The organism is Marinomonas sp. ABL3_031 (genome assembly GCF_056161265.1).
Genome location: NZ_JBSWYU010000013.1, coordinates 87,980 through 114,842, shown reverse-complemented (window position 1 = coordinate 114,842; position 26,863 = coordinate 87,980). Strand labels below are relative to the sequence as shown.

At 43.8% G+C, this 26,863-nt stretch carries 32 protein-coding genes; 23 read left to right on the top strand and 9 right to left on the bottom strand.

Annotation, left to right across the window (positions count from 1 at the left end; genetic code table 11):
- The 3 genes from ACXAH2_RS14335 to ACXAH2_RS14325 form a co-directional block, all read left to right on the top strand.
- Positions 1 to 673, top strand: a 673-nt coding sequence (locus tag ACXAH2_RS14335) for a chemotaxis protein CheW (RefSeq protein WP_475079438.1), incomplete at its 5' end; no start/stop codon positions are given.
- Between the two features lie 36 nt (positions 674 to 709).
- Entirely contained in the window at positions 710 to 1,201 is a 492-nt protein-coding gene (locus ACXAH2_RS14330; protein WP_353669410.1) for a chemotaxis protein CheW, read from the top strand.
- Between the two features lie 31 nt (positions 1,202 to 1,232).
- Positions 1,233 to 1,637, top strand: a complete 405-nt coding sequence (locus ACXAH2_RS14325) for a DUF2802 domain-containing protein (protein ID WP_475079437.1) — start codon at positions 1,233 to 1,235, stop codon at positions 1,635 to 1,637.
- On the opposite strand, the gene ACXAH2_RS14320 is transcribed toward ACXAH2_RS14325, so the two are convergent.
- The gene (locus tag ACXAH2_RS14320) at positions 1,628 to 1,876 is read right to left on the bottom strand and encodes an EscU/YscU/HrcU family type III secretion system export apparatus switch protein (RefSeq protein WP_475079436.1); all 249 of its coding nucleotides are present in this window, start codon (positions 1,874 to 1,876) and stop codon (positions 1,628 to 1,630) included. The two genes, ACXAH2_RS14325 and ACXAH2_RS14320, sit on opposite strands and share 10 nt — an antisense overlap.
- A complete protein-coding gene (fliK, locus tag ACXAH2_RS14315; RefSeq protein ID WP_475079435.1) occupies positions 1,876 to 3,831 on the bottom strand; it encodes a flagellar hook-length control protein FliK in 1,956 nt (651 codons plus the stop codon). Before fliK ends, ACXAH2_RS14320 begins: the two co-directional genes overlap by 1 nt.
- A 94-nt stretch (positions 3,832 to 3,925) precedes the next feature.
- On the opposite strand from fliK, the gene ccmA reads away from it, so the two are divergent.
- The 12 genes from ccmA to ACXAH2_RS14255 all read left to right on the top strand — a co-directional run bounded on the left by ccmA (position 3,926) and on the right by ACXAH2_RS14255 (position 14,036).
- A complete protein-coding gene (gene ccmA, locus ACXAH2_RS14310) occupies positions 3,926 to 4,546 on the top strand; it encodes a cytochrome c biogenesis heme-transporting ATPase CcmA (protein WP_475079433.1) in 621 nt (206 codons plus the stop codon).
- Positions 4,543 to 5,205 (top strand): heme exporter protein CcmB, encoded by a 663-nt coding sequence (ccmB, locus tag ACXAH2_RS14305; protein ID WP_475079431.1) that lies wholly within the window; start codon positions 4,543 to 4,545, stop codon positions 5,203 to 5,205. The genes ccmA and ccmB overlap by 4 nt, the downstream gene beginning before the upstream one ends.
- A complete protein-coding gene (locus tag ACXAH2_RS14300) occupies positions 5,205 to 5,951 on the top strand; it encodes a heme ABC transporter permease (protein ID WP_475079430.1) in 747 nt (248 codons plus the stop codon). The genes ccmB and ACXAH2_RS14300 overlap by 1 nt, the downstream gene beginning before the upstream one ends.
- Complete coding sequence (gene ccmD / locus ACXAH2_RS14295) at positions 5,941 to 6,111, top strand: heme exporter protein CcmD (protein ID WP_475079429.1); 171 nt, start codon at positions 5,941 to 5,943, stop codon at positions 6,109 to 6,111. Before ACXAH2_RS14300 ends, ccmD begins: the two co-directional genes overlap by 11 nt.
- The gene (gene ccmE / locus ACXAH2_RS14290) at positions 6,112 to 6,558 is read left to right on the top strand and encodes a cytochrome c maturation protein CcmE (protein WP_475079428.1); all 447 of its coding nucleotides are present in this window, start codon (positions 6,112 to 6,114) and stop codon (positions 6,556 to 6,558) included.
- 17 nt (positions 6,559 to 6,575) lie between these two features.
- Complete coding sequence (locus ACXAH2_RS14285) at positions 6,576 to 8,507, top strand: heme lyase CcmF/NrfE family subunit (RefSeq protein WP_475079427.1); 1,932 nt, start codon at positions 6,576 to 6,578, stop codon at positions 8,505 to 8,507.
- Positions 8,504 to 9,016 (top strand): DsbE family thiol:disulfide interchange protein, encoded by a 513-nt coding sequence (locus tag ACXAH2_RS14280; protein WP_475079425.1) that lies wholly within the window; start codon positions 8,504 to 8,506, stop codon positions 9,014 to 9,016. The genes ACXAH2_RS14285 and ACXAH2_RS14280 overlap by 4 nt, the downstream gene beginning before the upstream one ends.
- Positions 9,013 to 9,417, top strand: a complete 405-nt coding sequence (locus ACXAH2_RS14275) for a cytochrome c-type biogenesis protein (RefSeq protein WP_475079423.1) — start codon at positions 9,013 to 9,015, stop codon at positions 9,415 to 9,417. The genes ACXAH2_RS14280 and ACXAH2_RS14275 overlap by 4 nt, the downstream gene beginning before the upstream one ends.
- The gene (locus ACXAH2_RS14270) at positions 9,414 to 10,586 is read left to right on the top strand and encodes a tetratricopeptide repeat protein (RefSeq protein WP_475079422.1); all 1,173 of its coding nucleotides are present in this window, start codon (positions 9,414 to 9,416) and stop codon (positions 10,584 to 10,586) included. Before ACXAH2_RS14275 ends, ACXAH2_RS14270 begins: the two co-directional genes overlap by 4 nt.
- A gap of 67 nt (positions 10,587 to 10,653) precedes the next feature.
- On the top strand, positions 10,654 to 11,694 hold the full coding sequence (gene zipA, locus ACXAH2_RS14265) for a cell division protein ZipA (RefSeq protein WP_475079420.1): 1,041 nt from the start codon (positions 10,654 to 10,656) through the stop codon (positions 11,692 to 11,694).
- 65 nt (positions 11,695 to 11,759) lie between these two features.
- Entirely contained in the window at positions 11,760 to 13,799 is a 2,040-nt protein-coding gene (gene ligA / locus ACXAH2_RS14260; RefSeq protein WP_475079418.1) for an NAD-dependent DNA ligase LigA, read from the top strand.
- Positions 13,800 to 14,036: a YheU family protein gene (locus ACXAH2_RS14255; protein WP_475079417.1), complete on the top strand. Its 237-nt coding sequence runs from the start codon at positions 13,800 to 13,802 to the stop codon at positions 14,034 to 14,036.
- Between the two features lie 53 nt (positions 14,037 to 14,089).
- On the opposite strand, the gene cysE is transcribed toward ACXAH2_RS14255, so the two are convergent.
- Positions 14,090 to 14,905, bottom strand: coding sequence for a serine O-acetyltransferase (cysE, locus tag ACXAH2_RS14250; protein ID WP_475079440.1), 816 nt, complete (start codon positions 14,903 to 14,905; stop codon positions 14,090 to 14,092).
- 117 nt (positions 14,906 to 15,022) lie between these two features.
- Here cysE and ACXAH2_RS14245 point away from each other — a divergent pair, with 117 nt between their 5' ends.
- Positions 15,023 to 15,352 carry a hypothetical protein gene (locus ACXAH2_RS14245; RefSeq protein ID WP_475079416.1) on the top strand — a complete coding sequence of 110 codons (330 nt, stop codon included), beginning with the start codon at positions 15,023 to 15,025 and terminating at the stop codon, positions 15,350 to 15,352.
- Positions 15,353 to 15,453: 101 nt separating this feature from the next.
- On the opposite strand, the gene mnmC is transcribed toward ACXAH2_RS14245, so the two are convergent.
- Both mnmC and ACXAH2_RS14235 read right to left on the bottom strand, forming a co-directional pair.
- Entirely contained in the window at positions 15,454 to 17,460 is a 2,007-nt protein-coding gene (mnmC, locus tag ACXAH2_RS14240; RefSeq protein ID WP_475079414.1) for a bifunctional tRNA (5-methylaminomethyl-2-thiouridine)(34)-methyltransferase MnmC2/FAD-dependent 5-carboxymethylaminomethyl-2-thiouridine(34) oxidoreductase MnmC1, read from the bottom strand.
- The gene (locus ACXAH2_RS14235) at positions 17,450 to 18,001 is read right to left on the bottom strand and encodes a peptidylprolyl isomerase (protein WP_475079413.1); all 552 of its coding nucleotides are present in this window, start codon (positions 17,999 to 18,001) and stop codon (positions 17,450 to 17,452) included. The genes mnmC and ACXAH2_RS14235 overlap by 11 nt, the downstream gene beginning before the upstream one ends.
- A gap of 85 nt (positions 18,002 to 18,086) precedes the next feature.
- On the opposite strand from ACXAH2_RS14235, the gene ACXAH2_RS14230 reads away from it, so the two are divergent.
- Entirely contained in the window at positions 18,087 to 18,380 is a 294-nt protein-coding gene (locus tag ACXAH2_RS14230; protein ID WP_475079411.1) for an Rdx family protein, read from the top strand.
- Between the two features lie 94 nt (positions 18,381 to 18,474).
- Here the strand turns inward: ACXAH2_RS14230 and ACXAH2_RS14225 are convergent, their stop codons facing one another.
- Both ACXAH2_RS14225 and ACXAH2_RS14220 read right to left on the bottom strand, forming a co-directional pair.
- The gene (locus ACXAH2_RS14225) at positions 18,475 to 18,777 is read right to left on the bottom strand and encodes a YciI family protein (RefSeq protein WP_475079410.1); all 303 of its coding nucleotides are present in this window, start codon (positions 18,775 to 18,777) and stop codon (positions 18,475 to 18,477) included.
- 12 nt (positions 18,778 to 18,789) lie between these two features.
- Entirely contained in the window at positions 18,790 to 19,326 is a 537-nt protein-coding gene (locus ACXAH2_RS14220; RefSeq protein ID WP_475079408.1) for a septation protein A, read from the bottom strand.
- A 65-nt stretch (positions 19,327 to 19,391) separates the two neighbouring features.
- Here ACXAH2_RS14220 and ACXAH2_RS14215 point away from each other — a divergent pair, with 65 nt between their 5' ends.
- From ACXAH2_RS14215 to ACXAH2_RS14190, 6 genes are all read left to right on the top strand, one after another.
- On the top strand, positions 19,392 to 20,240 hold the full coding sequence (locus ACXAH2_RS14215) for a PHP domain-containing protein (protein ID WP_475079407.1): 849 nt from the start codon (positions 19,392 to 19,394) through the stop codon (positions 20,238 to 20,240).
- Positions 20,241 to 20,333: 93 nt separating this feature from the next.
- Complete coding sequence (locus ACXAH2_RS14210) at positions 20,334 to 20,954, top strand: L-threonylcarbamoyladenylate synthase (RefSeq protein WP_475079405.1); 621 nt, start codon at positions 20,334 to 20,336, stop codon at positions 20,952 to 20,954.
- Between the two features lie 112 nt (positions 20,955 to 21,066).
- Positions 21,067 to 21,966, top strand: a complete 900-nt coding sequence (gene rluB / locus ACXAH2_RS14205; RefSeq protein ID WP_475079404.1) for a 23S rRNA pseudouridine(2605) synthase RluB — start codon at positions 21,067 to 21,069, stop codon at positions 21,964 to 21,966.
- A 29-nt stretch (positions 21,967 to 21,995) separates the two neighbouring features.
- The gene (locus ACXAH2_RS14200) at positions 21,996 to 22,451 is read left to right on the top strand and encodes a DUF1499 domain-containing protein (RefSeq protein WP_475079403.1); all 456 of its coding nucleotides are present in this window, start codon (positions 21,996 to 21,998) and stop codon (positions 22,449 to 22,451) included.
- A 61-nt stretch (positions 22,452 to 22,512) separates the two neighbouring features.
- Positions 22,513 to 23,232, top strand: coding sequence for a response regulator (locus ACXAH2_RS14195; RefSeq protein WP_475079401.1), 720 nt, complete (start codon positions 22,513 to 22,515; stop codon positions 23,230 to 23,232).
- Between the two features lie 6 nt (positions 23,233 to 23,238).
- Positions 23,239 to 24,756, top strand: a complete 1,518-nt coding sequence (locus ACXAH2_RS14190) for an ATP-binding protein (protein WP_475079400.1) — start codon at positions 23,239 to 23,241, stop codon at positions 24,754 to 24,756.
- Positions 24,757 to 24,816: 60 nt separating this feature from the next.
- Here the strand turns inward: ACXAH2_RS14190 and ACXAH2_RS14185 are convergent, their stop codons facing one another.
- Both ACXAH2_RS14185 and argF read right to left on the bottom strand, forming a co-directional pair.
- On the bottom strand, positions 24,817 to 25,743 hold the full coding sequence (locus tag ACXAH2_RS14185) for a LysR family transcriptional regulator (RefSeq protein ID WP_475079399.1): 927 nt from the start codon (positions 25,741 to 25,743) through the stop codon (positions 24,817 to 24,819).
- Positions 25,744 to 25,831: 88 nt separating this feature from the next.
- Entirely contained in the window at positions 25,832 to 26,737 is a 906-nt protein-coding gene (gene argF, locus ACXAH2_RS14180; protein ID WP_475079397.1) for an ornithine carbamoyltransferase, read from the bottom strand.
- Positions 26,738 to 26,863 lie beyond the last annotated feature (126 nt).

Sequence of the window (26,863 nt, the reverse complement as noted above, 5' to 3'; positions counted from 1 at the left end):
AGAGCCAGAGCCAGAGCCAGAGCCAGAGCCAGAGCCAGAGCCAGAGCCAGAGCCAGAGCCAGAGCCAGAGCCAGAGCCAGAGCCAGAGCCAAAAGGATTAATGGCTACCCCTGAACCTAGTGAGACATCAGTGGCGCTGCAGCAAGAACAACCAGCTTCTGCTGAAGTGGTGACGCTTTCGCCTCGTGTTGGGAAAACCGAGCCTTTGCCTTGGGCCAAAGGTCGTTTTGAATGTTTATTGTTTTACGTTGGCGGTTTGAAAATGGCGGTTCCTTTAGTGGAATTGGGCGGTATTTTTCAAAGTGGTGAAGAAAAAATCACTTCTATTTTTGGTCAACCTGATTGGTTTATCGGTGTTGCTAATGTAGGAGATTTCAATCTAAGAACGGTGGATACTGCTCGCTGGGTAATGCCAAATCATTATGAAGGCGAGCTCAAAGAGCATTTTCAATTTGTTATTCAATTAGATCGCTCAAACTGGGGGGTGGCATGTGAAAAAGTGGCTGAGGCCATTACTTTGGAGCCAGCTCAAGTAAAATGGCGAAAAGACAGAAGTAAACGCCCCTGGTTGGCAGGTACGGTAATTGATCATATGTGTGCCATACTGGATGTACAAGGTTTTATAGAATTATTAGACGACCCTAAAAATGGCTTTAAGGGTCCTTCACAATAGGGCTAGTGATCACAGTGTGATCTTGGGAGATGTGTTATGTCTACGAATATTGCGTTAAAAGGCGCTAATCAATCGGAAGACCCAATGTTGCAATGGGTGACTTTTCGCCTAGAAAATGAAATTTATGGTGTTAACGTCATGCAGGTGAAAGAAGTACTTCGTTACTCAGAAATTGCACCAGTACCAGGTGCGCCAGCTTTTGTGCTGGGTATCATTCATTTGCGTGGTACAGTGGTCACTGTTATCGATACCTGCCAGCGTTTTGGTTTACCCTCGGGTGAAATTACAGACGCTACGCGTATTATGATCCTAGAAGTGGAAGGCCATGTGATTGGTATTTTGGTGGATGCGGTTTCTGAAGTGGTGTATTTACGCCAATCAGAAATTGAAATATCGCCGAGTGTGGGTAACGATGAGTCATCGAAATTTATTCAGGGCGTGTGTCATAAAAACGATACTCTATTGATATTGGTTGACCTCGATAAGTTGTTGTCTGAAGATGAGTGGTCTGAAGTCGCTTCAATATAAATTAGGGTGTAAATTAAGGTAGTTGTATTTAATGGAATCTCAATGGTTATTTAACCTTCTTTTAGTGCTGCAGTTTGTATTACTGCTGGTTGTGGTGACGTGGGCTTTCCGTCTATCAAAACGAATCAAGCAGCTTAAGTCACAGCAATTGGAAGCGGACATTAGCCATAAAAAGCAAGTACAGGTATTGGCTTCAGGTTCTATCGGAATGGGACGTCGCTTGGTAGCTATTGAGAAGAAATTAAATTTGGCAGTAGAGAAGCAATCTGAAATTTTGTCTAAAGAAGGCAGTGTTTCTTATAATCGTGCCATGGAGTTATTGGAGATGGGCGCCACCATAGATGATTTAGTCTCTAAGTGTGGTTTGATTCGCGCTGAGGCGGAATTAATTAGCTTGCTTAAAAAAGAGTCTCGCCGAGATTCAGACTACCATTGATGATCCTTAATTTGGTGTGCGAAAGCGATAATTTCTGCCACTGCAAGATATAAAGATTCGGGTATCTCCTCACCTAACTCCAGGGTGCTGAGTACCTCAACCAGCTCTGGGCTCTGGTGGAGCATGACATCGTTCTCTTCTGCTACCTGCATGATTTTTTCTGCTAACAATCCGCTTCCTTTAGCCGCCACAACAGGAGCGTTTTGATAATCGTATTTGAGTGCCACTGCTTTTTTCATTAGGTTCTCACGTCGATCAATGATTGCTGATTGGTTTTATTTTTTTCTGTCTGAACTAATTTTGCTTGAAAGGCATCAAGTCGTTCTATTTCAATGTCTTTTTGATTGAGTTTGTCTTTTAAAATTGGCATGTTGTGTTGTAATTTTTGTACTGTATCGAGACTTTCGGCAGCGAACAAGATACCAACTTTATTGCCTTGAATACTGGTTCTGGCGTCAAAGCGACCGGTTTCTTCGAAATCAAATTGTAATTTCACCAACCAACGACGTTCGTGCTTTTCATGCTGTGTTTGGTTGTTATCTTGATCTATTTCAATATGGACTAACCTGTGCTGTTGTTGCTGATCTTTAATCGGTACTTCAATGTGCAAAGGGTACATTTGGCTGTTTAATTGACCTGGTTCGCTAAGATGGCGTAGCTGATTAGTCGTAATACGCTCAATCGCATTGGCAATTTGCTCTGTGGGGATTGTGCTTGTGTTACGTGTAACAAGCATGGCCTCTTGACTGTCTTTAAGGCGTTCTAAGTTCAATTTGAAATCCGCTGGAATCTGATTTTTTTGATCATTAACCAGCAAGGATTCAGCAAAAGTGCCGCTGGTCTGAATGGCTTGTTTCATCGCTTCGGGTGAACCAGTGACCTGAGATAGGTTGGGTAAGTGTTGCAAAAGTTGTTGCAGTGCCTGTTGTGTTCTTGCTGGTAAATCAGCCCCTTCTGCTTGAGAAATGCTTTGTAATTGATTGATTAAACTAGTCATTTCAGATGCTGCTAGTTGTTTTGGTAGGCTTTGTCTTAAGGCCTGAGTCTGTAATGGCATAGATTCATTTGTCTGTTTTGCTGGCAGACTTTGTAGTTGATTATTAGTATCGATAAATACTCTAAGTGTGTCACCTTTTTTAAGCGCTTGTTGACTGATGAGGTGAAACTCAGAATGACCATCTGTCACTTGCAGAATATGTTGGTTATTTGATTGAGATGGCACATTTGCACTTTGTGTTTGAGAGGAAGGAACTACAGGCTTGGTAGTGGCAGTTTGTGTTTGAATACTGTTTGCAACATTAGGGCGTTTTTGTGAGCTATTTGTAGAAGCAGAAGCTTGATTGTTGATTGTCTGATTATTTGCAACTGGCGTGTTATTACTATTGGTAAGACTAAGATTACTCAACGGGCGTTTATTGAGAGCTGCATACGTCAGCTCAGGTTGGCCTTGCGAGCCATTAGGATGTGTATTTGTGGTGCTATTGTTTGTACTTGCATTGTTTGTAGTGCCATTGTTTGAAGAGATTGATGACGCATTCTGCGTTGTTACGGCAGACTGACTATTGTTTGTGGTATTGTTGGTCGGTTTAGAGAGATTGCCTTGATTTTGTTGTCTAGTTTTTACTGGTGGCATATCTCCTTGATTTGCTTGACTCGAATTGGCTTGTCCAGTGGGGGAGGGTATTTGCGCTGCAATTGCTTGATTGCTTCGTTGGGTGCTGGCTTGGGCTTCAGATCCTTGTGCACTGGAAGCATTAGCCGATAAAGGACTTGGTAAGCTTGAAACTACTGTCAATTGAATGACCTGTGAAGCAATGTTTAGGTTACCAACGCGCGCTTGAGTAGGGGTAGTCTGACTACTAAGTTGCGTGTTGCTGTTGGCAGGTAATTCTAAACTGGCTTGATGATTGCCATTTCGACTCATTTTGACGTTGTTTAAGTCACTGATATCAATGGCTGGACCTGAGTTAATTAACGTAAAAGGCTGATGCTGACTAGAAGCGTGAAGTAGCTGTATAGGCTTTCCTTGAAATAAGGTAGTTTCACTGCCTAGAAATTTAATGAGTGAAAGGTTTTCAATCAGCTTCATTTCGTTGCTGAGTTTAGCTAGGGTGCCAACGGTATTTAGGCGAGCGGATGAGCTGTCCGTTGAAGAAGATTGGCCGCTAATCATTGATTTAATGTCAGAGATCATTTCGCCTACCTTTTGCATCGTTATTTTAGAAAGATTCTCATATAATGAGATGAGTTTACGCCTTTTTCTTTATCGGCAAAAATGGATAAACCTTTTGCAAACCAATCTATCATTAACATTATCTGACATTTGCATAGAACGTGCCGAACATATTTTGTGTCAGCAATTAAACTATTCTCTCACATCGGGACATTTGTACCGTATTCTTGGGGAAAATGGTGCTGGCAAAACCTCATTATTAAAGGTAATTTCAGGTATTCTCATGCCTCTTGAGGGGCGAGTGATTGTTGAGTGTTCTCATCAAGATGATCAAGATGATCGTGATTTACTCACTAAGAACAGTCTTTATTTGGGGCACAGATACGGCATTAAAAGTCATCTTAGTGTGCTTGAAAATGTGACCTGTTATTGTCCACAAGCCAGCAATGAAAAGATAAAAGCAACCTTGATGCATCTTAAGTTATGTCCTTATCAGCATAGTTTGGTTAAATACTTATCTGAAGGCCAAAGAAAACGAGTGGCCTTGGCGCGTTTATGGTTATCTGAAAAAGCCATTTGGTTATTGGATGAACCTTTTGCGAGTTTGGATAAAGATGGCGTGGCTTTACTGGAGGACAAATTTCAAGATCATATCCATTCAGGGGGGCTGATTGTCTTGACTTCCCATCAAGAGTTATCGTCTGTGTCAGCTAAAACTATTGAACTTTTGTCATGACCTATTTGTCTTTTGTACAAGCTGAACTTTTTGTATTGTGGCGGCGCAAACAGAATGTGATTAACAGCTTGCTATTTTTTCTATTGGTGATTGTATTATTTCCACTTGGCATCGATTCTTCTCAGGTGTTTCTTAGTAAAGCCGCTGGAGGCATTATTTGGTGTGCGACGGCCTTAGCTTGTCTTTTGTCCGTAGAAGCATTGTTTAAGGAAGATTATCATGATGGGTCGTTAGAACAGTGGGTCGTCAGTGGTTTGTCTTTGCCAATTTTAGCTTTGCTGAAAGTGATACTGCATTCTGTAATGGTTTTATTCGCATTGATTATTATGTTGCCATTATTAAGTCAGATGCTGTTTTTGCCTGCAAATAGCTTTTGGCCTTTATTACTGAGTTTGTTGCTTGCTGTGCCAAGTTTGTTTTTATTGGGAGGGATTGGTGCTGCAGTAACTGTGTCCTTGCGACAAGGAGCGGTATTAATGTTATTGATTGTTTTGCCTTTATATGTGCCGGTTATTATTTTTGCAACTTCTGTGATGAAATTAGCGTATTCAGGGTTGCCTTATGAAGGCTCACTGGCCATTTTAGCGGCCATACTATTATTCAGTTTGGTTTTGTCTCCTTGGATGACTGCCATTTGCATCAAAGCGAGTGTGAGCTAATGAACTGGTCCTGGTTACATAAATTTGGTTCACCAAAATGGTTTTATCAAAGCTTCAAACGCTGGCCAACGCCTTTGTTTATTATTGCCAGTGTGTTGCTAATCACGGCCTTGGTTTGGGGATTGGTATTTGCGCCAGAAGATTACCAACAAGGTAACAGTTTTCGTATTATCTATTTGCATGTTCCAGCTGCCATATTGGCACAGTCTTGCTATCTAGCCTTAGGGCTTGCTGGTTTGATATTTCTCGTCTGGAAAATCAAGATGGCCCCTTTATTCATGAGAGCGATTGCGCCGCTGGGGGCATTAATGGCATTTGTGGCTCTCGCTAGTGGCGCTATTTGGGGTAAGCCAACTTGGGGAACTTGGTGGGTGTGGGATGCTCGACTGACTTCGGTATTGATACTGTTGTTTTTGTATTTCGGAATAATGGCCATACAAAATGCGCTTGAGGATAGAAGCATAGCCGATAAAACCGCTGCCGTGATTGGCTTGCTGGGATTATTAAATTTGCCCATCATCAAATACTCAGTTGTGTGGTGGAACACCTTGCACCAAGGTGCGAGTTTCAAATTGACTGAGAAACCCAGCATGCCAGTGGAAATGTGGCTACCCTTATTACTGTCCGTTGTTGCTTTCTATTTATTAACGGCAGCCTTAGTGTTGTGGCGAATAGAAACACAAATCATGCAGACAGAAGCCAGATCAGAATGGCTGAAAACAGAGGTATTAAAGGATGGCATTTGACACCTTAAGTGATTTTTTAGCAATGGGTAAACATGGACTGTATGTTTGGTCGGCTTACGCCATAGGTTGTGGTAGTTTGTTGATTTTTATCTTGGCGAGTTTAGGTCAGCGCCGGAACGCAAGGATTGCGCTGAAGAGGCGTTATCAAAAGGAAGAGTAAATGCACCCTGTTCGACAAAAACGACTGTTATGGATTTTACTTAGCGTTAGCTTGTTGGCTTGCGCGTTAGGCTTGGTATTATTCGCTTTACAGCAAAACATCAACTTGTTTTATTCGCCGACACAAATTGCTCAACAAGAAGCCCCCTATGAGACCAATATTCGTGCCGGTGGTATGGTGGTTGCAGGCAGTGTGGAGAGAGATCCAGACAGTTTAGCGGTGGCCTTTATGGTAACTGACTTCCAACATAATGTGCGTATTGAATATGTGGGCATTTTGCCTGACTTATTTCGTGAAGGCCAAGGCATAGTCGCTCAAGGTCAGCTTAGAGCAGATGGCATATTTCATGCGACGGAAGTGCTTGCCAAGCATGATGAAAAATACATGCCTCCGGAAGTGACTGATGCGTTACAGCAAGGTCAACCGTCGTCACAATACACAAATTAGTTGGGCTTTCTCTTTTTATGTTGGTTGAAATTGGACATTTCTCTTTAATACTGGCCTTGTTTTTTGCATTGGCGTTGGCCTGTCTTCCTATGGTTGGCTATTTTCGTAACAATTTTGTCTTGTTAGCCACGGCTCGACCTCTGACCTTAGTCATGTCTGTATTAGTTTTATTGTCGTTTTTGGCCCTTTGTTGGGCTTTTGCAAGTGACGACTTTTCGGTTTTGTATGTTGCGCAAAACTCCAATAGCCAATTACCAATGCGCTATAAGATCAGTGCAGTGTGGGGCGGTCATGAAGGCTCTTTATTGCTTTGGGTATTGATTTTGGCCGCTTGGTGCTCTGCGGTAGCGCTTCGCATTCAATCCTTACCGAGTGAAATCGGACTCTTGGTTCTGTCAGTATTAGGTTGGGTGGCCAGTGGTTTTTTAGCCTTTTTGTTGTTTACTTCTTCACCTTTTATCCGTGTGCTACCTGATGTGCCGAGGGACGGAGGAGACTTAAATCCTCTATTGCAGGATATTGGTTTGATTCTTCATCCACCGATTTTGTATATGGGTTATGTGGGATTTGCCGTAGCCTTTGCTTTTGCTGTGGTGGCTTTATTGACGGGAAATCTCAATGCCGCTTGGGCGCGATGGGCTAGGCCTTGGACGGCCTTTGCTTGGGCTTCATTGACCTTGGGTATTACTCTGGGCAGTTGGTGGGCTTATTATGAATTAGGCTGGGGAGGTTGGTGGTTTTGGGATCCAGTCGAGAATGCTTCTTTTATGCCTTGGTTAGCGGGTACTGCACTTTTGCACTCTTTAGCGGTCACGGAAAAGCGTGGTGTGTTTAAAAGCTGGACAGTACTGCTGGCAATTTTTACTTTCAGTTTGTCTTTATTAGGGACTTTCCTAGTTCGTTCTGGTGTGTTGACTTCAGTTCATGCTTTTGCTGCTGACCCAACGCGCGGCGTTTTTATTCTTGCCCTGTTGATTCTTTTGGTAGGCGGCAGCTTGCTTTTATATGCTCTGCGAGCCAATCAAGTTAAATCCAGTGTGAGTTTTGGTTTTAGTGGCCGTGAAGCTTGGTTATTGCTCAATAATATTTTCCTAACCGTGCTTACTTTTACGGTCTTACTCGGCACACTTTACCCTTTGATTTTTGATGTATTGGGGTTAGGACGTATTTCCGTTGGTGCGCCTTATTTTAATGCGGTATTTAGCCCTATTGCTTTGCTGTTAATGGTATTCATGTCCCTTGGCCCCTTGTCACGGTGGCATCGCACTAAATTGAGTTTGTTCCTCAAACCAATGAGTATTTCGAGTTCTATTGCCATAGTAGGTGCTTCATTGATTGTCTATTGGCAAGCTTTTAATGCTTGGGCTTGGGGGAGCCTCAGTGTGGCTTTTTGGGTGATTGCATTGACCTCTTACGAATGGCTAAGTAAGCAATTAATAGGCTGGAATCTTTCTCGATGGCGCCGCTTATCTACGGGTTACTATGGCATGTTGTTGGCACATTTTGGAATGGCGATTTGTTTGATTGGTATTATTCTGGTGACAGTAAATAGTCATCAGGCAATGGTCAAAATGGCACCGGGAGAAGATACTGAGTTAGGGGGCTATCGTTTTGTGTTCGAAAAAATGCAGATCATAAAAGGGCCTAACTTTGTATCCGATAAGGCACATTTTGCAGTCTATAAACATGATCGATTGGTGGCGGACTTGTACCCAGAAAAGCGTTTCTTTATGACACGTCAACAGGTGATGACGGAAGCCGCGCTCGGTGTAGGTTTTACTCGTGATCTGTATATTTCACTCGGGGAGCAATTACCAGATGATGCCTGGGGGGTGAGAATACACATAAAGTCGTTTGTACGCTGGATTTGGTTGGGTGGTGTATTGATGATGCTTGGTGGCGTGCTGGCGGCAATAGATAAACGTTACCGAAAGCGAGGCACATCATGATGAAATGGAGCCTTAGATTACTACCATTTTTTATTTTTTTAGTATTGGCTTTAGTGCTGTTTTTTCAGTTAGGTAAAGACCCGCAATACATGCCTTCGGCTTTGATTGGTCAATCGGTACCGGACTTTACATTAGTGACCTTGGAGGGAAATGACTTAGTCACTTCTGCTCAAATGCCAAAACAGCCCTATCTTATTAATTTTTGGGGTACTTGGTGCCCGGCATGTCATGTTGAGCACCCATTTTTGGTGGAATTAGCCCAACGAGGGGTGATGATCATTGGTATTGATTATAAAGACCAAGCATCTGCAGCCAAACTTTGGTTGGCGGAGAAGGGCAATCCTTATCAGTTAGTGTTACAAGACGAGTTGGGTCAATTTGGTTTAGACATGGGAGTGACTGGTGCACCAGAGACCTTTGTGGTGAATCGACAAGGTCGGATTACTTTTCGCCTACAAGGTGTGCTCAATGAACAAAGCTGGCAAGAGGTTCAGAGGTATTTACAATGAAACGTTTGCTTTTCTTGATCATAAGTCTGTATTCATTAACGGGAACCTTACAGGCGGACGATTTATTGTCGTTTAGTTCGACACTAAATCAAGTGCGATACCAAAGTTTGGTAGAAGAGCTGCGTTGTCCTAAATGCTTAAACCAAAATTTAGCGGATTCGAATGCTGAGATTGCTATTGATCTTAGAAATCAGATACATAGCATGATAGAAGCGGGTAAGACTGATCAAGAAATTATCGATTATATGGTGGCACGATACGGTCAATTTGTTTTATATCGACCGCAAAACACTGGATCGACTATGCTTCTTTGGTATGGGCCATTTGTATTACTGGCGTTGGGCTTACTGGTGTTTATTGGTGTTATTTGGCGATCACGCCGTAAGAGGGCAAATGTATGATATTGAATTTGTTCTTGGTGTTAGTCTTGTTGCTGAGTTTCGCTTACCTCTTTTACGCCCTCTGTTTTGTTCATTCCATTAATAGAAACTGGCAAGATGACTTCTACCAAGCGTGTCAAAATGAAATCACTGTCGATTTGGCTGATGATCGTTTGACAGCAGCCGAGTCCAAACAGTTGTTAAATGATTTGCAAGTTGAAAAACAACAAAGCGCGTTAACTGATACCAAGTGGAAAGAGGCCAATGGGCTGACTTTTTGGTTGATTGGTGGTTTTTTTATTCTTAGCGTGTTGGGCAGTTTGCTTATTTATCAACATCTAGGATTCTCTAGAGATTGGCGTTTTCAGCAGGCCATGCAAGCACAAGAATTAACAGCCGAAAAAATAACGACTTTTTTGCAGTATCGAAGTCGTCGTTATAATCGCGCGGAAGATTGGTATTTCGAAGCGGTAGACTTGGTACAAAAAGGTCAGTATCAGGAAGCGTTAACCGCTTTCCAGCAAGCATTAGATAAATTGCCAGAAAACAGTGCTGATAAATTAAATCTCTTAGTGGAATACGCACAAGCCATATTTTATGCCAACAATAATCAGAGTTCGGAGGAATTAGAGAGCCTTATCGCACAAATTTTATTGCTGGATCCACACCAAGCTAACGCATTAGGATTAAAAGGCGTTGTAGAGTTTGATCGCGGTAACTATTTGGCAGCCGTATTGGCTTGGCAAGAAGCCATTCGTTATAACGCTAATTCGGCAGAACGTTTGGCTTTGCTGACGGCCATCAATAAAGCCAGAAACTTAGGCAAGATTGATTATCAAAGTCTTCCTCCCATCATTACGGATCAGATTGCAGTGCAACTTGAGTGGGATCCCAAAGACATTCAGTGGCAGCCAAACCAAGTACTTTTAGTGTATGCTCAACAGGCTGGGCAAGTGATGCCAGTGGCAATACAAAGAGTCTCACCAAAGGATCTAGCAGGCCCTATTTTGTTGACCAACCTTGATGCTGTCATGCCAACAGCCAATTTATCAGAGGTTCAACAAGTTAATCTGGTCGTAAAATTAGCCAATTTGCAGGATGCAGATTTGACCAAAGGTCAAATTATCGGCACAAAATCAGGCGTCTTTACAAATCGTAAAGAGATTTACCTAATCAAGCTGGCCTTGTAATTGAATCCTGGCGCGCTTCGCCTGATAATATAGGCAACTTTTATTTAATACTATTTCGGACTTTGTGATGGAATTTAGCTTGCGTGAGTGGCTGATCTTAATTGGTGTGGTCATCATTGTTGTCATTTTGATCGATGGTTTTCGTCGTTATAAAAAAGGTCAACTGGCCAACTCAACAGGAAACACGGGAAAGCGTTCATCTGAAGAAATCGTGTTGCGTCATAGGTCATCAATTGAGTTTGATGAAGGCGACTTGCAAGATAAGCATGAACCTGCTGTTGATAATGATCCAATTAGCAGTGCCTTTGAAGCCGCTCGTAAAACGTCAAAAGCGCCGTTAACCGATGTTCCACATAAAGTGGATTCCGGTCCTGAGTTACAAAGAACAGAAGAGTTGCATTTGGATGAGTTAGCTTCTTTGGTACCAGAACGTGATTTTGGTGACTCGGCAATTTCCGAACAAAATTACTCTGATGATGGTTTTTATGAACAAGATGAATTAGATCTTGGTTTCCCCGACAGCGTGGTAGACGATCAACCAACCACGCACTTCCATAATGAAGATTACGAGCGCAGTTATTCTGAGGTAGACATTGATCAAGTGACACCTCAAGGCAGCTTAGACGATATGGTAGAAGAGGATGAAGTTGATGACGACGCCAACATGGCGGAGATTGAAGAAGTCATAGTGATTAATATTTTTGCACCGGAAGGACAAAGTTTTGCTGGAATGGAACTACTTCAGTTGATTTTGAATTGCGGTATGCGCTATGGCGAAATGGATATCTTTCATCGTCACGAAGACGGTTTTGATCGTGGGCGTGTGCAGTTCAGCATGGCCAATGCCATCGAACCTGGAACCTTTGATTTAGATACCATGGGTGAAAGTGACTGTCCTGGAGTGAGTTTTTTTATGGGCTTGCCTGGGCCGAAAAACAGTATGAAAGCCTTTGATTTCATGCTAGAAACAGCACAAACCTTGGTGCGAAACCTAGGTGGTGAGTTAAGGGATGAGCGACGATCGCCAATGAGTGATCAAACGATTGCCCATTGTCGTCAGCGTATTCGTGATTTTGAGCGTCGCCGACTGATGCGCAATAAGCAGTAAGATTGAGTAAGACGACAAGGCCCTGCGGGGCCTTGATTGTTTTAGAAGAAGTGGAAAGAGAATCTATGAGTCAAGAGAGCAATTTCAGCCGCGAACACATGCTGTCGTTAATTGAAAAACTTAACGACTACAGCTATGCCTACCATGTCAAAGATGATCCTGTGGTACCGGATGCGGTTTACGATAGGGACTATCGAGCTTTGCAAGCCATTGAGATGGCCCATCCTGAATGGATTGAAGCTGGCTCTCCGACCCAGCGTGTTGGGGAGAAACCGGACAATGGTTTTGCCAATGTCACACACACTGTCCCCATGCTGTCACTTGATAATGCCTTTGATGACGAATCGCTAAAGGACTTTGACCAACGTATTAAAAAATTGTTGGGCAAAGCAGATACCATTACCTATTGTTGTGAACCCAAGTTGGATGGTCTCGCCATTAGTTTGCGTTACGAAAAAGGCAGTCTAGTGCGCGGAGTGACCCGTGGTGACGGTTTATCTGGTGAAGACATTACTTCCAACATCAAAACTATTCACACTGTACCAATGACGTTACGCACAGCCTCACCTCCGGATGTATTAGAGGTGCGTGGTGAAATCTACATGCCAAAAAAGGGTTTTGAAAAACTGAATCAACAAGCAGCAGAGCAAGGTGAGAAAACCTTCGTTAATCCACGTAATGCGGCTGCTGGTAGTTTGCGTCAATTAGATCCGAAAATCACCGCGGCGCGTCCACTGGTCATGTGTGCTTATTCGATTGGTTATGTGGAAGGTTGGCAACAACCATCGAGCCATTATGAAGGCTTGTTACAGCTTAGTGAGTGGGGCTTTCGTACTAATGACCTGATGCAAAAGGTAGAAGGTGCAGAGGGCTGCATTGACTATTATGAAATGCTCAACGATAAACGTGAAGGTTTGTCTTACGACATTGATGGCATTGTTTACAAGGTCGACAATATTGCTTTGCAAAATCAATTGGGCTTCATTGCGCGTGCGCCCCGTTGGGCGATTGCTCGAAAGTTTCCTGCACAAGAAGAAATGACGCAAGTTTTGGATATTGATTTTCAAGTGGGACGAACTGGCGCGATTACGCCTGTGGCAAGACTTGAGCCTGTGTTTGTGGGAGGCGTTACCGTTTCCAATGCCACCTTGCACAACAAAGACGAAATTGCGCGTTTGGGCGTGCAAGTAAAAGACATTGTGGTGATTCGCCGCGCGGGCGATGTGATTCCTCAAGTGGTGCAAGTGATCAAAGAAAAGCGTCCAGAAAATGCCACGCCTGTGGAATTTCCAGCAGCTTGTCCAGTGTGTGGCTCGGATGTTGAACAAGTCGAAGGAGAAGCCGTTGTCCGTTGTACGGGTGGTTTGGTGTGTGGTGCTCAGTTAAAAGAATCCTTAAAGCACTTTGTGTCTCGTAAAGCCATGGACATAGATGGCTTAGGCGATAAGTTGATCGAACAGCTGGTGGATCTGTCTTTCGTCAAAACCCCGGTGGACATTTTCCGCTTGTCGGAAAAACGCGATGAATTGTTGGTGATGGAACGAATGGGGCAGAAGTCGGTAGATAATTTATTAGCCTCCATTGAAACGGCCAAGCAAACCCAATTTAATCGTTTCCTCTACGCGTTAGGCATTCGAGAGGTGGGAGAAGCAACAGCGCGCGCTTTAACCCGCTATTTTAAAGACTTAGATAGCCTAATGGCGGCTGATCAAGAAGCCTTAGTGGAAGTGGAAGATGTGGGTCCGATTGTCGCACAACATGTACACATCTTCTTTGAACAAGCGGCTAACCGTGACACCATAGTAGGATTATTAGGGGCGGGAGTGGTGTGGCAAACGCAGGCGACAGTAGACGCCGATTCATTGCCATTAAATGGAAAAACTTACGTTGTAACTGGTACTTTGAGTCAATTTAGCCGAGATCAGGTGAAAGATAAACTGCAAAGTTTGGGGGCCAAAGTCAGCGGTTCGGTATCGGCGAAGACGGATTGTTTGGTGGCTGGTGAAAAGGCTGGTTCCAAATTAACCAAAGCCCAATCGCTCAATGTGCCAGTCATTGATGAGGCTGGGGTAATTGCCTTGTTTGATGAATATGGAGCCAGCTAAATGGATACCTTGATTCCTTACGACTCCTTAGCACCTGAAACCTTGGATAATATTCTCGACGATATTGTCTCCCGTGATGGCACAGACTATGGGAATTACGATTTGTCTTCGCAACAAAAGCGTCAGCAAGCCTTACAGGCATTGTCTTCAGGCAGTGCGGTTTTGTTGTTTGATACGGAAAGTGAAACCATTAAAATGGTGCCCAAAGGCGCAATAGAAAATTACGATCTCAGTTGAGATCGTAATTTCTTTGGGCGGTGATTCACTGTAGAAGTGATTTAAGGCTTAGGCTATTCGGAGCAATCTTTCAGACAATGGTTGATGTTGTGATCCATCACCAAAGCAGGCTCTTCTTCCGTGTTACGTCCTACGACCTTGGCAGGCACGCCAGCCACAGTGGTATGATGTTCAACCGGTTCGAGTACCACACTACCAGCACCGACTTTCGCCCCTTCACCCACTTCAATATTGCCAAGTATCTTAGCACCTGCACCGATTAGAACACCGGAACGTATCTTAGGATGACGATTGCCGTGTTCTTTGCCAGTACCACCTAAGGTAACGGATTGCAGTATGGAGACATTATCTTCGATGACGCAAGTTTCACCGACCACTAACCCAGTTGCGTGGTCTAGCATGACACCGCAGCCTATGGTCGCTGCAGGGTGGATGTCGACACTGAAAGCCATCGACATTTGCCCTTGTAGATATAAGGCCAAGCTTCTTCTATTATTTTTCCATAACCAGTTGGCCACACGATAAGTCTGTAACGCGTGGAATCCTTTGAAAAATAACAAGGGTGTGGTGAAACCATTGCATGCTGCATCTCGTTCGTTAATGGCCAAAATATCTTGTTCGATGCAGCGGACAATGCCAGAGTGAATGTCTGCCATGGCTTCTTCGAATACTTCACGAAGCACCATAGCAGGAATAGACATACTGTCTAACTTACTGGCGAGCAAGAAGCTTAACGCGGAACACAATGAGTCGTGACGTAATATGGTAGTGTTAAAATAGCTAGCAAGAATTGGCTCGTCTTGGGCGAGTTTCTCCGCTTCGCTTTGCAAAGAACGCCATAAATTGTCAGATGTCACGGCATAACTCATTGATGTGCTCAAGGGGGTATTCACCTATATTGATTCAAGTTTAGAATGTAGTTATAAGGTTAGGGTGAAAGTTTACAAGGGGCAAGTCCTAGATTGTCCAAGAAAGATGGAGAAACTATGTCTAAGAAAAATGTTGCTGATGCTTTGCATCTTTTTTATGAGCTTAATGTGTGCTTTTCGGATGCGTATTGGGAAACCAATGATATCGACCAAAAAGACCGTTTTTTTGCCATGAAATCCATTTTGCAAGATGAGTTGGATGAGTTACACAAACTGAGTCTACAAGATCACGAATACCCATATGAACCAATGAATCCAAGTTTGCAACAACTCAGCAAGACCTTACAAACTCTGTTACCCAACTTAAATCAAGTGGTTATAAGACCGCAGACGGCGAAATGTTTTGCCGACTTGATTCCAAGTGCCTGCGAGTTGTTTGAATCTTAAGCCTAACTGGCGCGTGTTTTCGTTATGATGAAAAAGCCCCATTAGGTCATTCATTGACCATTATATATGGGGCTTTATATTAGGAACCTTTTGCCGAAAAACTATTGTCCGCGTTTCAAGTCGCGAATGAGAAAACGGCTTGGGTGCAAGATGCGGCTGATGTTTTGCTCAAGTGGTGAGGGCGTCGACAGGATTAAGCTGGCGATGTATTGTCCACTCAATGGGGTTGATACTAAACCGCGAGAACCGTGACCAATATTCAAAAACAGTTGACTGGCAGGTTCGGCAATTGTATCGCTTTGCCATTTGGCATTTTTACTGAGGGTCTCAAAAGTTTGACGATACTGGATGTCAGATTGAATGGGGCCAACAATCGGCGTGTAATCTGGCACGGCACAACGAAAAGCCGTTCGCCCTTGGCAGTTAGCGGCATTAAAGGTGTTCTCCGGTAACTCTAACAAGTTTTCCAAGATCTTTGTATTACGTGCATGGCCTTCTAAGCGAACACTAGTGTCCATGTCATTAAGGTCATAAGTAGAGCCAAAATGCAGCGAGCCTTTTAAGGCGGGCGATACATAACCAAATTCACACAAAACCTTTTTAAAGTCTAAAGCCTGCGTACTGCTTGTGGCCTTGATACAGGCTTGCTCAGCCGCTTCAAGAGGCATATTGGCGACTTGGCCACGAATGGCATAAGTTGGATTCTTCGGTAGATCCTTTAACTGCTTAGTATGGTTTGCGGTGCAAATGACGACATGGGAAAAAGTCTTAGTTTCCCTCCCGTTGCAGACTCGCCAAACTTCGTCTTGAGCCTGTTTTTCTTCTTCTGGTATTTTACTGATCGACTCAAACTTACTGTTTAGTTGAACTTGAATCTTGTCATGATCTAATAAATGTTCACACAAGATTCGCGGCGCAACCCAACCAGATAAAGGCAAATGAAGACTGGAACTATTTTGATCAGAGCCAGATAACACGGATTCTGGATACAGTTTAGCAGCTAAAAGTTTCTCAAAACGCAGAGCTTCCTTGTCGTTTTTAGGAATCTGTAATAAACCTGTTTGACGCCAAAATGTGCCATTTGGATCGAGTGTTTGGTACAAGGCGGCTGCCTGTAAAAAACCGCTCAAATAAAAACGATTGAGAGGCGTGTCTTGTGCCGCCAGTTTAGGATAAAGCATGCCTTGAGGGTTACCGGATGCATGATTTGCTATCCTATCTTCTTGTTCCCAAACTGTCACTTCGACGCCTTGTTGCGCTAAAGCAAAGGCGGTATGGGCTCCAGATAGGCCGGAACCGACTACTAATACTCGACCAATAGGCGCTGGCGTGTCTTGCCGCACATTAAACCATGCTTGCCCTTGTGACATGCGTTCTGGCAAAGTTTTGTTCGCTTGCTCAAGCTGGCCAATCGCCATTTCTCGCTTGTGACCAAAACCTTTTACTTTGCGGACCTCGAAGCCAACTTGTTGCAGACCGCGGCGTACAATGCCTGCGGCTGTGAAGGTGGCGAAAGTAGTGCCTTGATGGCTGAGCCGATGAATGTGGTGAAACAGTTTATCACTCCACATTTCAGGGTTTTTGCTGGGGGCAAAACCATCCAGAAACCAAGCGTCGACATCGGCATCCAGACTGGCAAAGCCCTGTTCTGCTTCACCAAACCAAAGGCTCAGTTGGATGCGCCCATTGGCTAACGACATGCGATGTAAGCCGTGACAAAGCTCGGGATAAACGGCTAATAGCTCATCGCTAAACCCTGTTAAAGATGGCCACATTTTGAGAGCCGAGCCTAGTGCGGCTCTGCTCATGGGGAACTTTTCTACGGAAATAAAATGCAGTTGAGCATCCTTCGGAGCAGACTCCATAAAGCATTGCCAAGCGCAAAGAAAATTGAGTCCAGTGCCAAAGCCCGTTTCGGCAATGACAAAATGGCTTTGAGTCATGCTTGACCAACGCTCTGCTAAGCGATTGTGTTGTAAAAAAACATAGCGGGTTTCTTCTAAGCCCGATTCTTTATCAAAGTAAACATCATCGAATTCACTGGATATGGGCGCGCCGTCTGCGCTCCAATCCAGTTTCGGAGAATCAAGGCGATAACTATTCAACACGTTTGATGGTCTCAATCATAATGGCGGTGCGAGGAACATTTTGGAAAGGGCCAAGTGTGCGAGTATCGCTTGCAGCGATCTCATCGACAATGTCCATGCCTGCTAAGACACTGCCAAATACGGTATAACCTGGACCGCCACGAACACCATGATTGAGGAAGCTATTGTCCACTTGGTTAATGAAGAATTGTGATGTAGCGCTGTTAGGATCCTGCGTTCTTGCCATGGCTAATGTGCCACGATTATTAGCAAGTCCGTTATCTCCCTCATAGGCAACGGCCTTGCGTGTGGATTTACGTCCCATGTCTTTGGTGAAACCGCCACCTTGAATCATAAAACCGCGAATTATACGGTGAAATATGGTGTTGTCGTAAAAACCTTCATCCACATAACGCAGGAAGTTCGCCACGGTTTTTGGTGCGGCTTGGTCATTTAAGTCTACTCGAATAGTGCCCTGTGACGTTACAATGTCTACTTGAGTTGCCTGTGCTTGAATACTCAAAGCCAGTAGGATGAAAGTCGTTAAGATGAGGTGACGCATCAATAAATTCCTCTTAGTTTGCCTTGCATTACACTGAGGCGTGGATAAGCTAAAACCGCACTTATTTATCTGTTGGAGAAAGCAAATGCGAACGGCTGCCGTTGAAATAGAATATTGTACTTTATGTCGTTGGATGTTGCGCGCTGCTTGGTTAGCGCAAGAGCTGCTGACAACCTTCGATGATGATATCAAAAGCGTGACCTTATTGCCGAGCCAAGGTGGAATTTTTAAGGTGCGGGTCAATGGTAAAGAAATATGGTGTCGTAAAGCCGAAGAAGGCTTTCCTGAGGCAAAAGTACTGAAACAGCGTCTACGAGATGTGATCGATCCAGAACGTGATCTCGGCCATTCTGATGTGAAAGACAACACTGCTCTGTAAATCATCGTGGCATCCACATACAAAAAAAGCGAAGAGATAATGCTTCGCTTTTTTTGTGTTAAACTTTTTTGTGTTAAATATGATGCGCGCGTAGCTAGTTTGGAAATACCTGCTTAAAAGGTTTTACCTCTACCGCTTGATACACGCCAGTGGCCACATAAGGATCCGCTTCAGCCCAAGCTTTTGCTTCAGCTAGACTGGCAAACTCAGCGACTATGATGCTTCCGCTAAAGCCCGCATCGCCTGGGTTGTCTGATTCAATGGCTGGATTGGGGCCAGCTAAGACTAAACGACCTTGTTTTTGCAATGCTTCAAGGCGTTCAAGGTGAGCAGGGCGAACCGATTGACGTGCGCTTAGACTGTTAGGTACATCTTGGCCAACAATGGAATACAACATCTTGTTCCTTAATTATTCTTTGTTTTGTAAGTGAGAAGACAGGTAAATGCCTTGCAGAATAATGAATACTAAGGTCATGCCAAGTAAGCCAAAGAGTTTGAAATCAACCCAAATGTCTTCACTAAAAGTAAAGGCCACATAAAGGTTGGTTAAACCCGATACGATAAAAAAGCCAACCCATGCCATATTAAGGTTGCGCCACACTTTGAAGGGAAGTTCCAATTTGTCGCCCATCATACGTTGCAGTATGTTTTTATTGCCTATAAATTGACTGGCAAAAAACACAATCGCGAACAAACCATTGACTATGGTGGGTTTCCATTTAATGAAGTCTCCGTCTCCCATCATCACGGTTGCACCTCCAAGCAGAACGACAAGGGCTAATGAGACCAGATGCATCTTTTCCACGGTTTTGTGTTTCAGCCAAGTATAGCCGACTTGCAATAAAGTGGCTGGGATCAACACAGCTGTGGCGGTGATAAGATTATTTGTCATTTTATAAACAACAAAGAAGATAACGATAGGTAGAAAGTCGAATAGTAATTTCATATAAAAACCAATTTATGTATGCTGACTTATAATAACCGTCATTTCTTTGAAAAAACAGTCTGTCTATGTCCGATGCTGCGAGTTACCGAAAAGTTGATTTACATACCCATTCCATTCGTTCCGATGGCAAACTGACTCCCTCTGAACTGGTCGATTTAGCTGTTGAGCAACAAGTCAGCTTATTTGCTTTAACTGATCATGACAGTGTGGCGGGTTTAGAAGAAGCCAGACAACGAGCCAAAGAACAGGGGTTGAGTTTTATTAATGGGGTGGAGTTATCGACCCAATGGCATGGCATCCCTTTGCACATGGTGGCATTGAATTTTGATGAAGAGAATCAAGCCCTTCAATCTGTCGTGACACAAAATCAGAAAATTCGTCTTGAGCGAGCTAGGCGCATTGCCGATTTGCTAGTCAAACAAGGTTTGCCGGATTTGTATGAGGAAGCTTTAGCCTTAGCGGGAGAAAGTCAGTTGGGTCGCCCTCATTTTGCTCGATTGTTGGTGGAAAAAGGCTTAGTTAAAGACGCCAATAAAGCCTTTGATCGATATTTAGGCAATAAGCGGTTGGGCAAGTTGCGAGATGTTTGGCCAGAGTTGGAAGAGGTGTTAAATCAACTTTCTGGTCAAGGGATGGAACTGATTTTGGCGCATCCGAAACGTTATCCTTTAACGGTAACTAAATTGCGTCGTTTATTGGAAGATTTTGCACGTTGGGGTGGAACGGGTATCGAAGTAGTATCGGGTAATGAAAAGCCGGATCATGTTCGATTGTTAGAAAAGTTGTCCAATCAATTTTCTTTAAAAGCTTCCGCTGGCAGTGATTATCATGGTCCGTTTGGGCCTTGGATGCAGGTGGGTAAATACACACAAATTCACACCAGTGAGGTGAATTTAGTATGGCAGGATTGGTGAAGTCTTAAGTTTTTTTGTAATAAGTGGGAGTGCGTCGTTGATCAAAGTGGATTTGTCTGCAATGCCAGTCTTAAACATAAGTGGGAAGGCAATATGAGTCAGTTCTTTCAAGTTCACCCTGAAAACCCTCAAGTGCGTTTGATAAAACAGGCCGCTGAGGTAATTCGACAGGGGGGCGTGGTTGCTTATCCTACGGATTGTGGCTACTCGCTGGGTTGTCATCTTGGTGACAAAGCCGCGTTGGATCGCATTCGAGCCATACGTCGTTTGGACGATAAGCATAATTTTACCTTGGTGTGTCGAGATTTATCAGAAATATCAACTTATGCGCGTTTTGATAATGGTTTATATCGCTTGTTAAAAAAAAATACCCCAGGCCCTTATACCTTTATTTTTCAGGCAACCTCAGAAGTACCACGTCGCTTATTACACCCAAAACGTAAAACCATTGGTATTCGAGTGCCGAGTAGTCGAATTGTATCGGCTTTGTTAGAAGAGCTAGGGGAGCCGATTATGAGTGTCTCTTTGATCTTGCCTGGGGAGTCGGATCCGATGACAGACCCATATGATATTCGCGATACTTTGGAACATGCTCTAGATTTAGTGATAGACGGAGGGTTTTGTGGTTTGCAACCGACCACAGTGGTGGTGATGGATGCCGATCAAGTAGAAGTGGTTCGTGAAGGGGCTGGTGATACCTCACCCTTCATGTAAATTGTTGTATTAACAGCTTTTAGCGCTGGATTGTCTGTCTTATAATTACCGACAATTAGTAAGCGTATTATCAATCTGGGTTGCTGAGAAGCATCCCCAAAAGAGGTTCCGAATGGACGAAAAGTTACAGAAAGTATTGGCACGAGCAGGGCAAGGTTCTCGTCGTGAAATGGAAAATCGCATTCGCGAAGGTCGTGTTATGGTAAACGGCGAAGTAGCGACCTTGGGAGACCGTGTCAGCGTTTCTGACAATATTACCCTAGATGGTTATCCTATCACCATCACGGAAGCGGGTGAGAATCGTCGAGTGATTATTTATAACAAGCCTGAAGGTGAGGTTTGTACCCGCAAAGACCCTGAGGGTCGTACCACGGTTTTTGAAAAACTGCCCAAACTGCGTGGTGAGCGTTGGATTGCGGTGGGGCGTCTGGATATTAATACTTCTGGTTTGTTGCTGTTCACGACCGACGGCGAATTGGCCAATCGTTTGATGCATCCGTCAACGGAAATTGACCGTGAGTACCTAGTGCGTGTGATGGGAGAGGTGACAGATGAGCATCTGGAAAACTTGAAGAAAGGCATTCAATTAGAAGATGGTCCAGCTAAATTCACTGACATTGTTGACGGTGGTGGTGAAGGTATTAATCGTTGGTTTTACGTCTGTTTGATGGAAGGTCGTAACCGTGAAGTACGTCGTCTTTGGGAGTCCCAAGGACTGAAAGTGAATCGTTTGAAGCGAGTTCGCTTTGGTCCAGTTTTCTTACCCTCTAAAGCCAAAGTGGGTCGTTGGGTGGAAATGGAAGAGCAGGAAGTTAATGCCTTGTGTGATATGGTGGATTTGCAAGTTGCAAGCGTAAAACCAAAAACGCAGCAACAAAAGTTGGACATTAAGCGTAACAAGAACAAAGCAACGGCCGGCGGTGCCCGTCGAAGTAACAAAGGTTTTGACTGGCAATCCAATGATAAACAGGAATTTAAGCCTAAAAAACCCGGAAAAAGATCGTTTCGATAAGTATGAAAAAATTGGGAGAGAGTTAAAGCATGGTTCGCTGGATACTTGTTTTGATTGTTGTACTGCTCTCAGGCTTCTTTGGCTATGTTAAATTGAACAGTCAAATGCCTGAGGGATTAGGCGTCACAAATGGCCAGTTAAAAGTCTGTCCAGAATCGCCAAACTGTGTTTCTACTCAAGCTGACCCTGCTGCTGATCAGGAGCATTATGTTGAACCATTAATGTATTCGGGTTCCCGTAAAGACATGCAGTTGCGTCTGGAAGCCTTGATGTTGGAGCAGGGAGCCAAAATGGTTAAAAACACCTTTGGTTATGTTCACTTTGAAGTAAAAAGTGACATTGTTGGCTATATTGATGATGTAGAGTTTTACTTTCCAGAAAGTGACAGTGTGGTCCATATTCGCTCGTCGTCACGTCTGGGATATTCTGATTTTGCAATTAATCGTGACAGAGTTAGACAAATTAAAAATCTTCTAGTAGATTGAAGCTAGGTTAAGAACTTTCTAACTAATTAAAACATAAGCAGAAATTGGACGAGGACTGCCCATGAGTGTGAATGACGACCAAACAATTCTAATTGTTGAGGATGATGAGCGCTTGGCCTCGCTCACTCAAGAATATTTACAAAAAAATGGTTTTACAGTAAGCATTGAGCCAGATGGTCGAAAAGCCATCGGCCGAATTGTTAACGAGCAGCCTTCTCTGGTGATTTTAGATCTGATGCTGCCCGGAGCGGATGGGTTTACTGTTTGTCGTAGTGTTCGCAATGATTACAAAGGCCCGATCTTAATGTTGACGGCTCGCAGTGACGATGTGGATCAAATTCTTGGACTTGAAATTGGTGCAGACGATTATGTATCCAAGCCTGCCAAGCCCCGCGTTTTATTGGCTCGAGTGCAATCTTTACTACGTCGAAGTACGCAAGATGTTGACCTGACCAGCGATGTGGCCAAAGAAGAACAAAATTTGCTTTTTGGCCCACTTAAAATTGATAACTCACGCCGTGAAGCTTGGTTAAATAGCGAAGAAGTTGAGTTAACCAGTGCCGAATTTGATTTATTGTGGTTATTGGCCAGCAATGCTGGACGTATTTTGAGCCGGGAAGAAATTTTTGGTGAATTACGTGGCATCGAATACGATGGTCAAGATCGTTCAGTGGATGTGCGTATTTCTCGAATTCGTTCTAAAATTGGCGACGACCCCATTCATCCTCGTCGAATAAAAACCATCCGCAGTAAAGGTTATTTATTCGTAAAAGAAGTTTAATCGCTAATGCGTGAAGAAATGTGGCGACTGTATCGACATCTTATTATTGGCGGTGTCATTATAGTGGCGGCTTCCTATGCCGTAATGGAATTCACGCAAATCCGCTTTGGCTCTTCACGTGCAGAGCAGCTGTTGTGTGTGGATGCTGAATTAAGTGCTGCATTATTACTGTCTGGTATTGATACTGAGTTAAAGAGGTCGCGTTTTAACTGGACAGTAAAACCCACCAAAAATTACGATGTTGATCACATTACCCAGTTACTCGCCAACAAAAGCTGGTTCAAATTTCCCGATGGAAGCTACCAGTTATCATTAGGCAATGCTGAAGAGCCGTTGTTGATTGGCCGAGCCGACAGCGACAAAGGCTTTTTTACTCTTGGATTGTTACTGAAAAAGCTGATTAATGCTGATTTTTTAACGACAGATGATAAAAAACGTTTATTGACGGCCATGTCTTGCACTGCTGTGATTCCCGTGGAAGACAACAAGCTGGAATTGGGATTAACTGGCGTTGCTAAGATTAATGGAACTTACAGTGAATATGGTTATATCTGGCAAGCCGAAAACAGTGAAAAAGCGGTTTATCTGACAGTGGAAAAAGGCGATTATTTGTCGTTCACACTGATTGTTGTCATGGTATCTGGTATTGGCATTACCATTATGCTGCTATTGATTTGGCGAGAATTACTAAGTTTAGATTTTAAACGTAAAGCATTTGAAAGTATTACACGTCAAATTGCCCGTGGCCGTAGTGGCTTGCCTAAAGGGATTCCCGACAGTAGCGGTACCCTAAAAGAGCTGGCCTATTCTTTTGACTCTATGTCGTCCCATATTCAGCGATTGTTGAAAGTTCAGCGTGAAATGATCAATGCCATTTCCCATGAGCTGCGGACTCCGATTGCGCGCTTACGTTTTGGTCTGGAAGTGATGAAAGACGAAGTGGATGAAGAGGTAGCATCAACGGTCGAGGCATTGGAAGGAGACGTAGAGGAACTCAATACCTTAGTCGACGAGGTCTTGACTTATGGCAAGCTGGAAGACGGTTCGTTGGCACTGAATTTTAGCGAAATTGAGCTGTCTGAATTAATCGAAGGAATTTTACAGCACAACAACCCTTTGCTTAAACATTTAAAAGTGGAAGTGCGCATGGATGAAGAAGACTTGGTGGTTGCGGATGAACATCACCTTAATCGAGCCTTGCAAAACTTGATTTTGAATGCGGCCAAATACGCTGCGAAGAAAATCACCATTACTTTTACACAAGACGCGGAGCGTTGGCAGGTAGATATTGAAGACGATGGCCCTGGGATCGCGTTTGAAGACAGGGATAAGGTGTTTATTCCTTTCCAGCGTTTGGATAATAGTCGTACCCGTGCATCGGGTGGGTATGGTTTGGGTTTAGCCATTGTGCAGCGTATCGCCTTTTGGCATGGTGGAGCCGTGTTAATTGATGCCAGTGAAACTGGTGGCGCTAAGTTCAGTTTAATCTGGTCGCGCAGTCAGCATCAAACCACTTTGTCATAGTGGTTTGATGCTGACCCGTTTGCTTGTGATGAGAGTATTTCTTTATATCTTCGATAGACCTTAAAGCTCTGGCGCTAAAATGCCTTTGAGGTTTTTAAAGCAGGTTTTAGACGCCGTATTTATCAGATCTTCCATATAAGCGTTTTCTCTTTGGTCGCGACGAATGGCCAGATACAATTTGCACCAAATGCCTTCTTCACCAAGTGATTTAGTAATCACATATTGGCGATTAGTATATTCTGTAAGGGCCCAATTTGGTAAGCAACACACGCCGCGACCGCTGGCCACTAATTGCATCATCATTAAGGTTAATTCACTGTGACGAATCTTAGCAGGCGCAATGCCTGCTGGGTTGAGGAAGTGTTTGAAAATATCCAGGCGCTCTACTTCAACTGGATAACTGATCAAGGTTTCATTAGCAAAATCCTCAGCAACCAAAAAGTCTTTTTTCGCCAGTGGGTGATGACGTGAAAGTGCCACTTGAGATTCGTATTGAAACAGTGGAATGTATTCAATGTTGGGAATGTCTTGTGGGTCTGAGGTAACCACCAAATCCAAATCGCCACGGGCCAATGCTGGTAATGGCATAAAGCCAAATGCGGTTGATAAATCCAGTTCTACATCGGGCCAATGCTCTCGAAAATGATCTATGGTCGGCATCAGCCACTCATAGCAACTGTGACACTCAATCGCTATGTGCAAGCGACCACTTTCGCCTTCCGCAAAACGTTGAATATCTCGTTGTGCAGAGCGAAATGACACTAATACATCGTCGGCCAGTTGTAAAAGTCTGAGTCCGGCACTGGTAAATCGTACTGGTTTGGTTTTTCGAATAAAGAGCGGGCAACCTAATTTTTCTTCTAGATCTTTCAGTTGGTGTGACAATGCAGATTGAGTCAAATGCACGCGCTCAGCGGCTTCAACTAGGCTTCCCGTCTCTCTTAATGCGGTAAGAGTTTTTAAGTGTCGAACTTCAATGATGCTCATGGTAATTCACTATAGATGAGTTTTATTCAATGCTCTAGATAGAAAAAAGCTCGTTTCAACTAGAGTTCAAACGAGCTGGTCTATTGTCTTAGCGACAAAGCAAAAATTCAAGTAACGCTTTTTGTGCGTGTAGGCGGTTCTCAGCTTCGTCCCACACCACTGAGTCAGGGTGATCCAACACCCCCGCGCTCACTTCTTCGCCACGGTGCGCTGGTAAGCAGTGCATGAATAAAGCATCTGAATGTGCTTTTGCCATCAGAGCTTCATTAACTTGGAAACCGTCAAAGTCTTTTAAGCGTTGCTCTTGTTCCTCTTCTTGACCCATAGAGGCGAAGACATCGGTAACAATCAAATCCGCATCGGTGGCTGCCTCATGAGCATTGTGAGTGACTGTGACCCTGTCTTGATGTTCCGCCAGCAATTTTGCGTCTGGTTCGTAGCCTTTTGGACAGGCGATTGCCAGAGTAAAGTCCAACATGGCGGCAGCATTAATGTAAGAATGACACATGTTATTGCCATCACCGACCCAAACCACTTTTTTACCTTCGATAGAACCACGGTGTTCTTGGTAAGTTTGCATGTCTGCTAGCAATTGGCATGGATGGTAATCGTCTGTTAAAGCATTGATCACAGGTACAGAGGAATATTTTGCAAAGGTTTCTACTGTCTTATGATCGAAAGTACGAATCATGACCGCATCGACCATGCTAGAGATAACGCGCGCACTGTCCTCGACGGGCTCACCACGACCAAGTTGGGTGTCTCTTGGAGATAAAAACAATGCGTGACCGCCAAACTGTGCCATACCGGCTTCAAATGAAACACGAGTTCGTGTTGACGATTTTTCAAAGATCATCGCCAATACTCGATTTTTTAAGGGTTGAAATTGAGTGCCTTCTCGATAAATTTTCTTAAGCTCAGAAGCTCGAAGCAGTAGTTTTTTTAACTCGTCAGAAGATAAGTCCTTCAGAGTAAGAAAATGTCTTGGCGACACGAGATGACTCCTTAATTGTCTTTTGAAAAGGGAATCGAGCAATTTAATACACTCGACTATGTGAGTAAAGGGGCTTTAATGGGATAATGTACAAATGAAAGCAGGTTGTGGGGTTGTAAATGACCT

What these genes read in the sequence shown, in the direction of transcription:
- ACXAH2_RS14330 (WP_353669410.1), top strand. Translation starts at nt 710, where the DNA reads ATGTCTACGAATATTGCGTTAAAAGGCGCTAATCAATCGGAAGACCCA.
- ACXAH2_RS14325 (WP_475079437.1), top strand. Translation starts at nt 1,233, where the DNA reads ATGGAATCTCAATGGTTATTTAACCTTCTTTTAGTGCTGCAGTTTGTA.
- ACXAH2_RS14320 (WP_475079436.1), bottom strand. Translation starts at nt 1,876, where the DNA reads ATGAAAAAAGCAGTGGCACTCAAATACGATTATCAAAACGCTCCTGTT.
- fliK (WP_475079435.1), bottom strand. Translation starts at nt 3,831, where the DNA reads ATGATCTCTGACATTAAATCAATGATTAGCGGCCAATCTTCTTCAACG.
- ccmB (WP_475079431.1), top strand. Translation starts at nt 4,543, where the DNA reads ATGACCTATTTGTCTTTTGTACAAGCTGAACTTTTTGTATTGTGGCGG.
- ACXAH2_RS14300 (WP_475079430.1), top strand. Translation starts at nt 5,205, where the DNA reads ATGAACTGGTCCTGGTTACATAAATTTGGTTCACCAAAATGGTTTTAT.
- ccmD (WP_475079429.1), top strand. Translation starts at nt 5,941, where the DNA reads ATGGCATTTGACACCTTAAGTGATTTTTTAGCAATGGGTAAACATGGA.
- ccmE (WP_475079428.1), top strand. Translation starts at nt 6,112, where the DNA reads ATGCACCCTGTTCGACAAAAACGACTGTTATGGATTTTACTTAGCGTT.
- ACXAH2_RS14285 (WP_475079427.1), top strand. Translation starts at nt 6,576, where the DNA reads ATGTTGGTTGAAATTGGACATTTCTCTTTAATACTGGCCTTGTTTTTT.
- ACXAH2_RS14280 (WP_475079425.1), top strand. Translation starts at nt 8,504, where the DNA reads ATGATGAAATGGAGCCTTAGATTACTACCATTTTTTATTTTTTTAGTA.
- ACXAH2_RS14275 (WP_475079423.1), top strand. Translation starts at nt 9,013, where the DNA reads ATGAAACGTTTGCTTTTCTTGATCATAAGTCTGTATTCATTAACGGGA.
- ACXAH2_RS14270 (WP_475079422.1), top strand. Translation starts at nt 9,414, where the DNA reads ATGATATTGAATTTGTTCTTGGTGTTAGTCTTGTTGCTGAGTTTCGCT.
- zipA (WP_475079420.1), top strand. Translation starts at nt 10,654, where the DNA reads ATGGAATTTAGCTTGCGTGAGTGGCTGATCTTAATTGGTGTGGTCATC.
- ligA (WP_475079418.1), top strand. Translation starts at nt 11,760, where the DNA reads ATGAGTCAAGAGAGCAATTTCAGCCGCGAACACATGCTGTCGTTAATT.
- ACXAH2_RS14255 (WP_475079417.1), top strand. Translation starts at nt 13,800, where the DNA reads ATGGATACCTTGATTCCTTACGACTCCTTAGCACCTGAAACCTTGGAT.
- cysE (WP_475079440.1), bottom strand. Translation starts at nt 14,905, where the DNA reads ATGAGTTATGCCGTGACATCTGACAATTTATGGCGTTCTTTGCAAAGC.
- ACXAH2_RS14245 (WP_475079416.1), top strand. Translation starts at nt 15,023, where the DNA reads ATGTCTAAGAAAAATGTTGCTGATGCTTTGCATCTTTTTTATGAGCTT.
- ACXAH2_RS14235 (WP_475079413.1), bottom strand. Translation starts at nt 18,001, where the DNA reads ATGCGTCACCTCATCTTAACGACTTTCATCCTACTGGCTTTGAGTATT.
- ACXAH2_RS14230 (WP_475079411.1), top strand. Translation starts at nt 18,087, where the DNA reads ATGCGAACGGCTGCCGTTGAAATAGAATATTGTACTTTATGTCGTTGG.
- ACXAH2_RS14225 (WP_475079410.1), bottom strand. Translation starts at nt 18,777, where the DNA reads ATGTTGTATTCCATTGTTGGCCAAGATGTACCTAACAGTCTAAGCGCA.
- ACXAH2_RS14220 (WP_475079408.1), bottom strand. Translation starts at nt 19,326, where the DNA reads ATGAAATTACTATTCGACTTTCTACCTATCGTTATCTTCTTTGTTGTT.
- ACXAH2_RS14215 (WP_475079407.1), top strand. Translation starts at nt 19,392, where the DNA reads ATGTCCGATGCTGCGAGTTACCGAAAAGTTGATTTACATACCCATTCC.
- ACXAH2_RS14210 (WP_475079405.1), top strand. Translation starts at nt 20,334, where the DNA reads ATGAGTCAGTTCTTTCAAGTTCACCCTGAAAACCCTCAAGTGCGTTTG.
- rluB (WP_475079404.1), top strand. Translation starts at nt 21,067, where the DNA reads ATGGACGAAAAGTTACAGAAAGTATTGGCACGAGCAGGGCAAGGTTCT.
- ACXAH2_RS14200 (WP_475079403.1), top strand. Translation starts at nt 21,996, where the DNA reads ATGGTTCGCTGGATACTTGTTTTGATTGTTGTACTGCTCTCAGGCTTC.
- ACXAH2_RS14195 (WP_475079401.1), top strand. Translation starts at nt 22,513, where the DNA reads ATGAGTGTGAATGACGACCAAACAATTCTAATTGTTGAGGATGATGAG.
- ACXAH2_RS14190 (WP_475079400.1), top strand. Translation starts at nt 23,239, where the DNA reads ATGCGTGAAGAAATGTGGCGACTGTATCGACATCTTATTATTGGCGGT.
- ACXAH2_RS14185 (WP_475079399.1), bottom strand. Translation starts at nt 25,743, where the DNA reads ATGAGCATCATTGAAGTTCGACACTTAAAAACTCTTACCGCATTAAGA.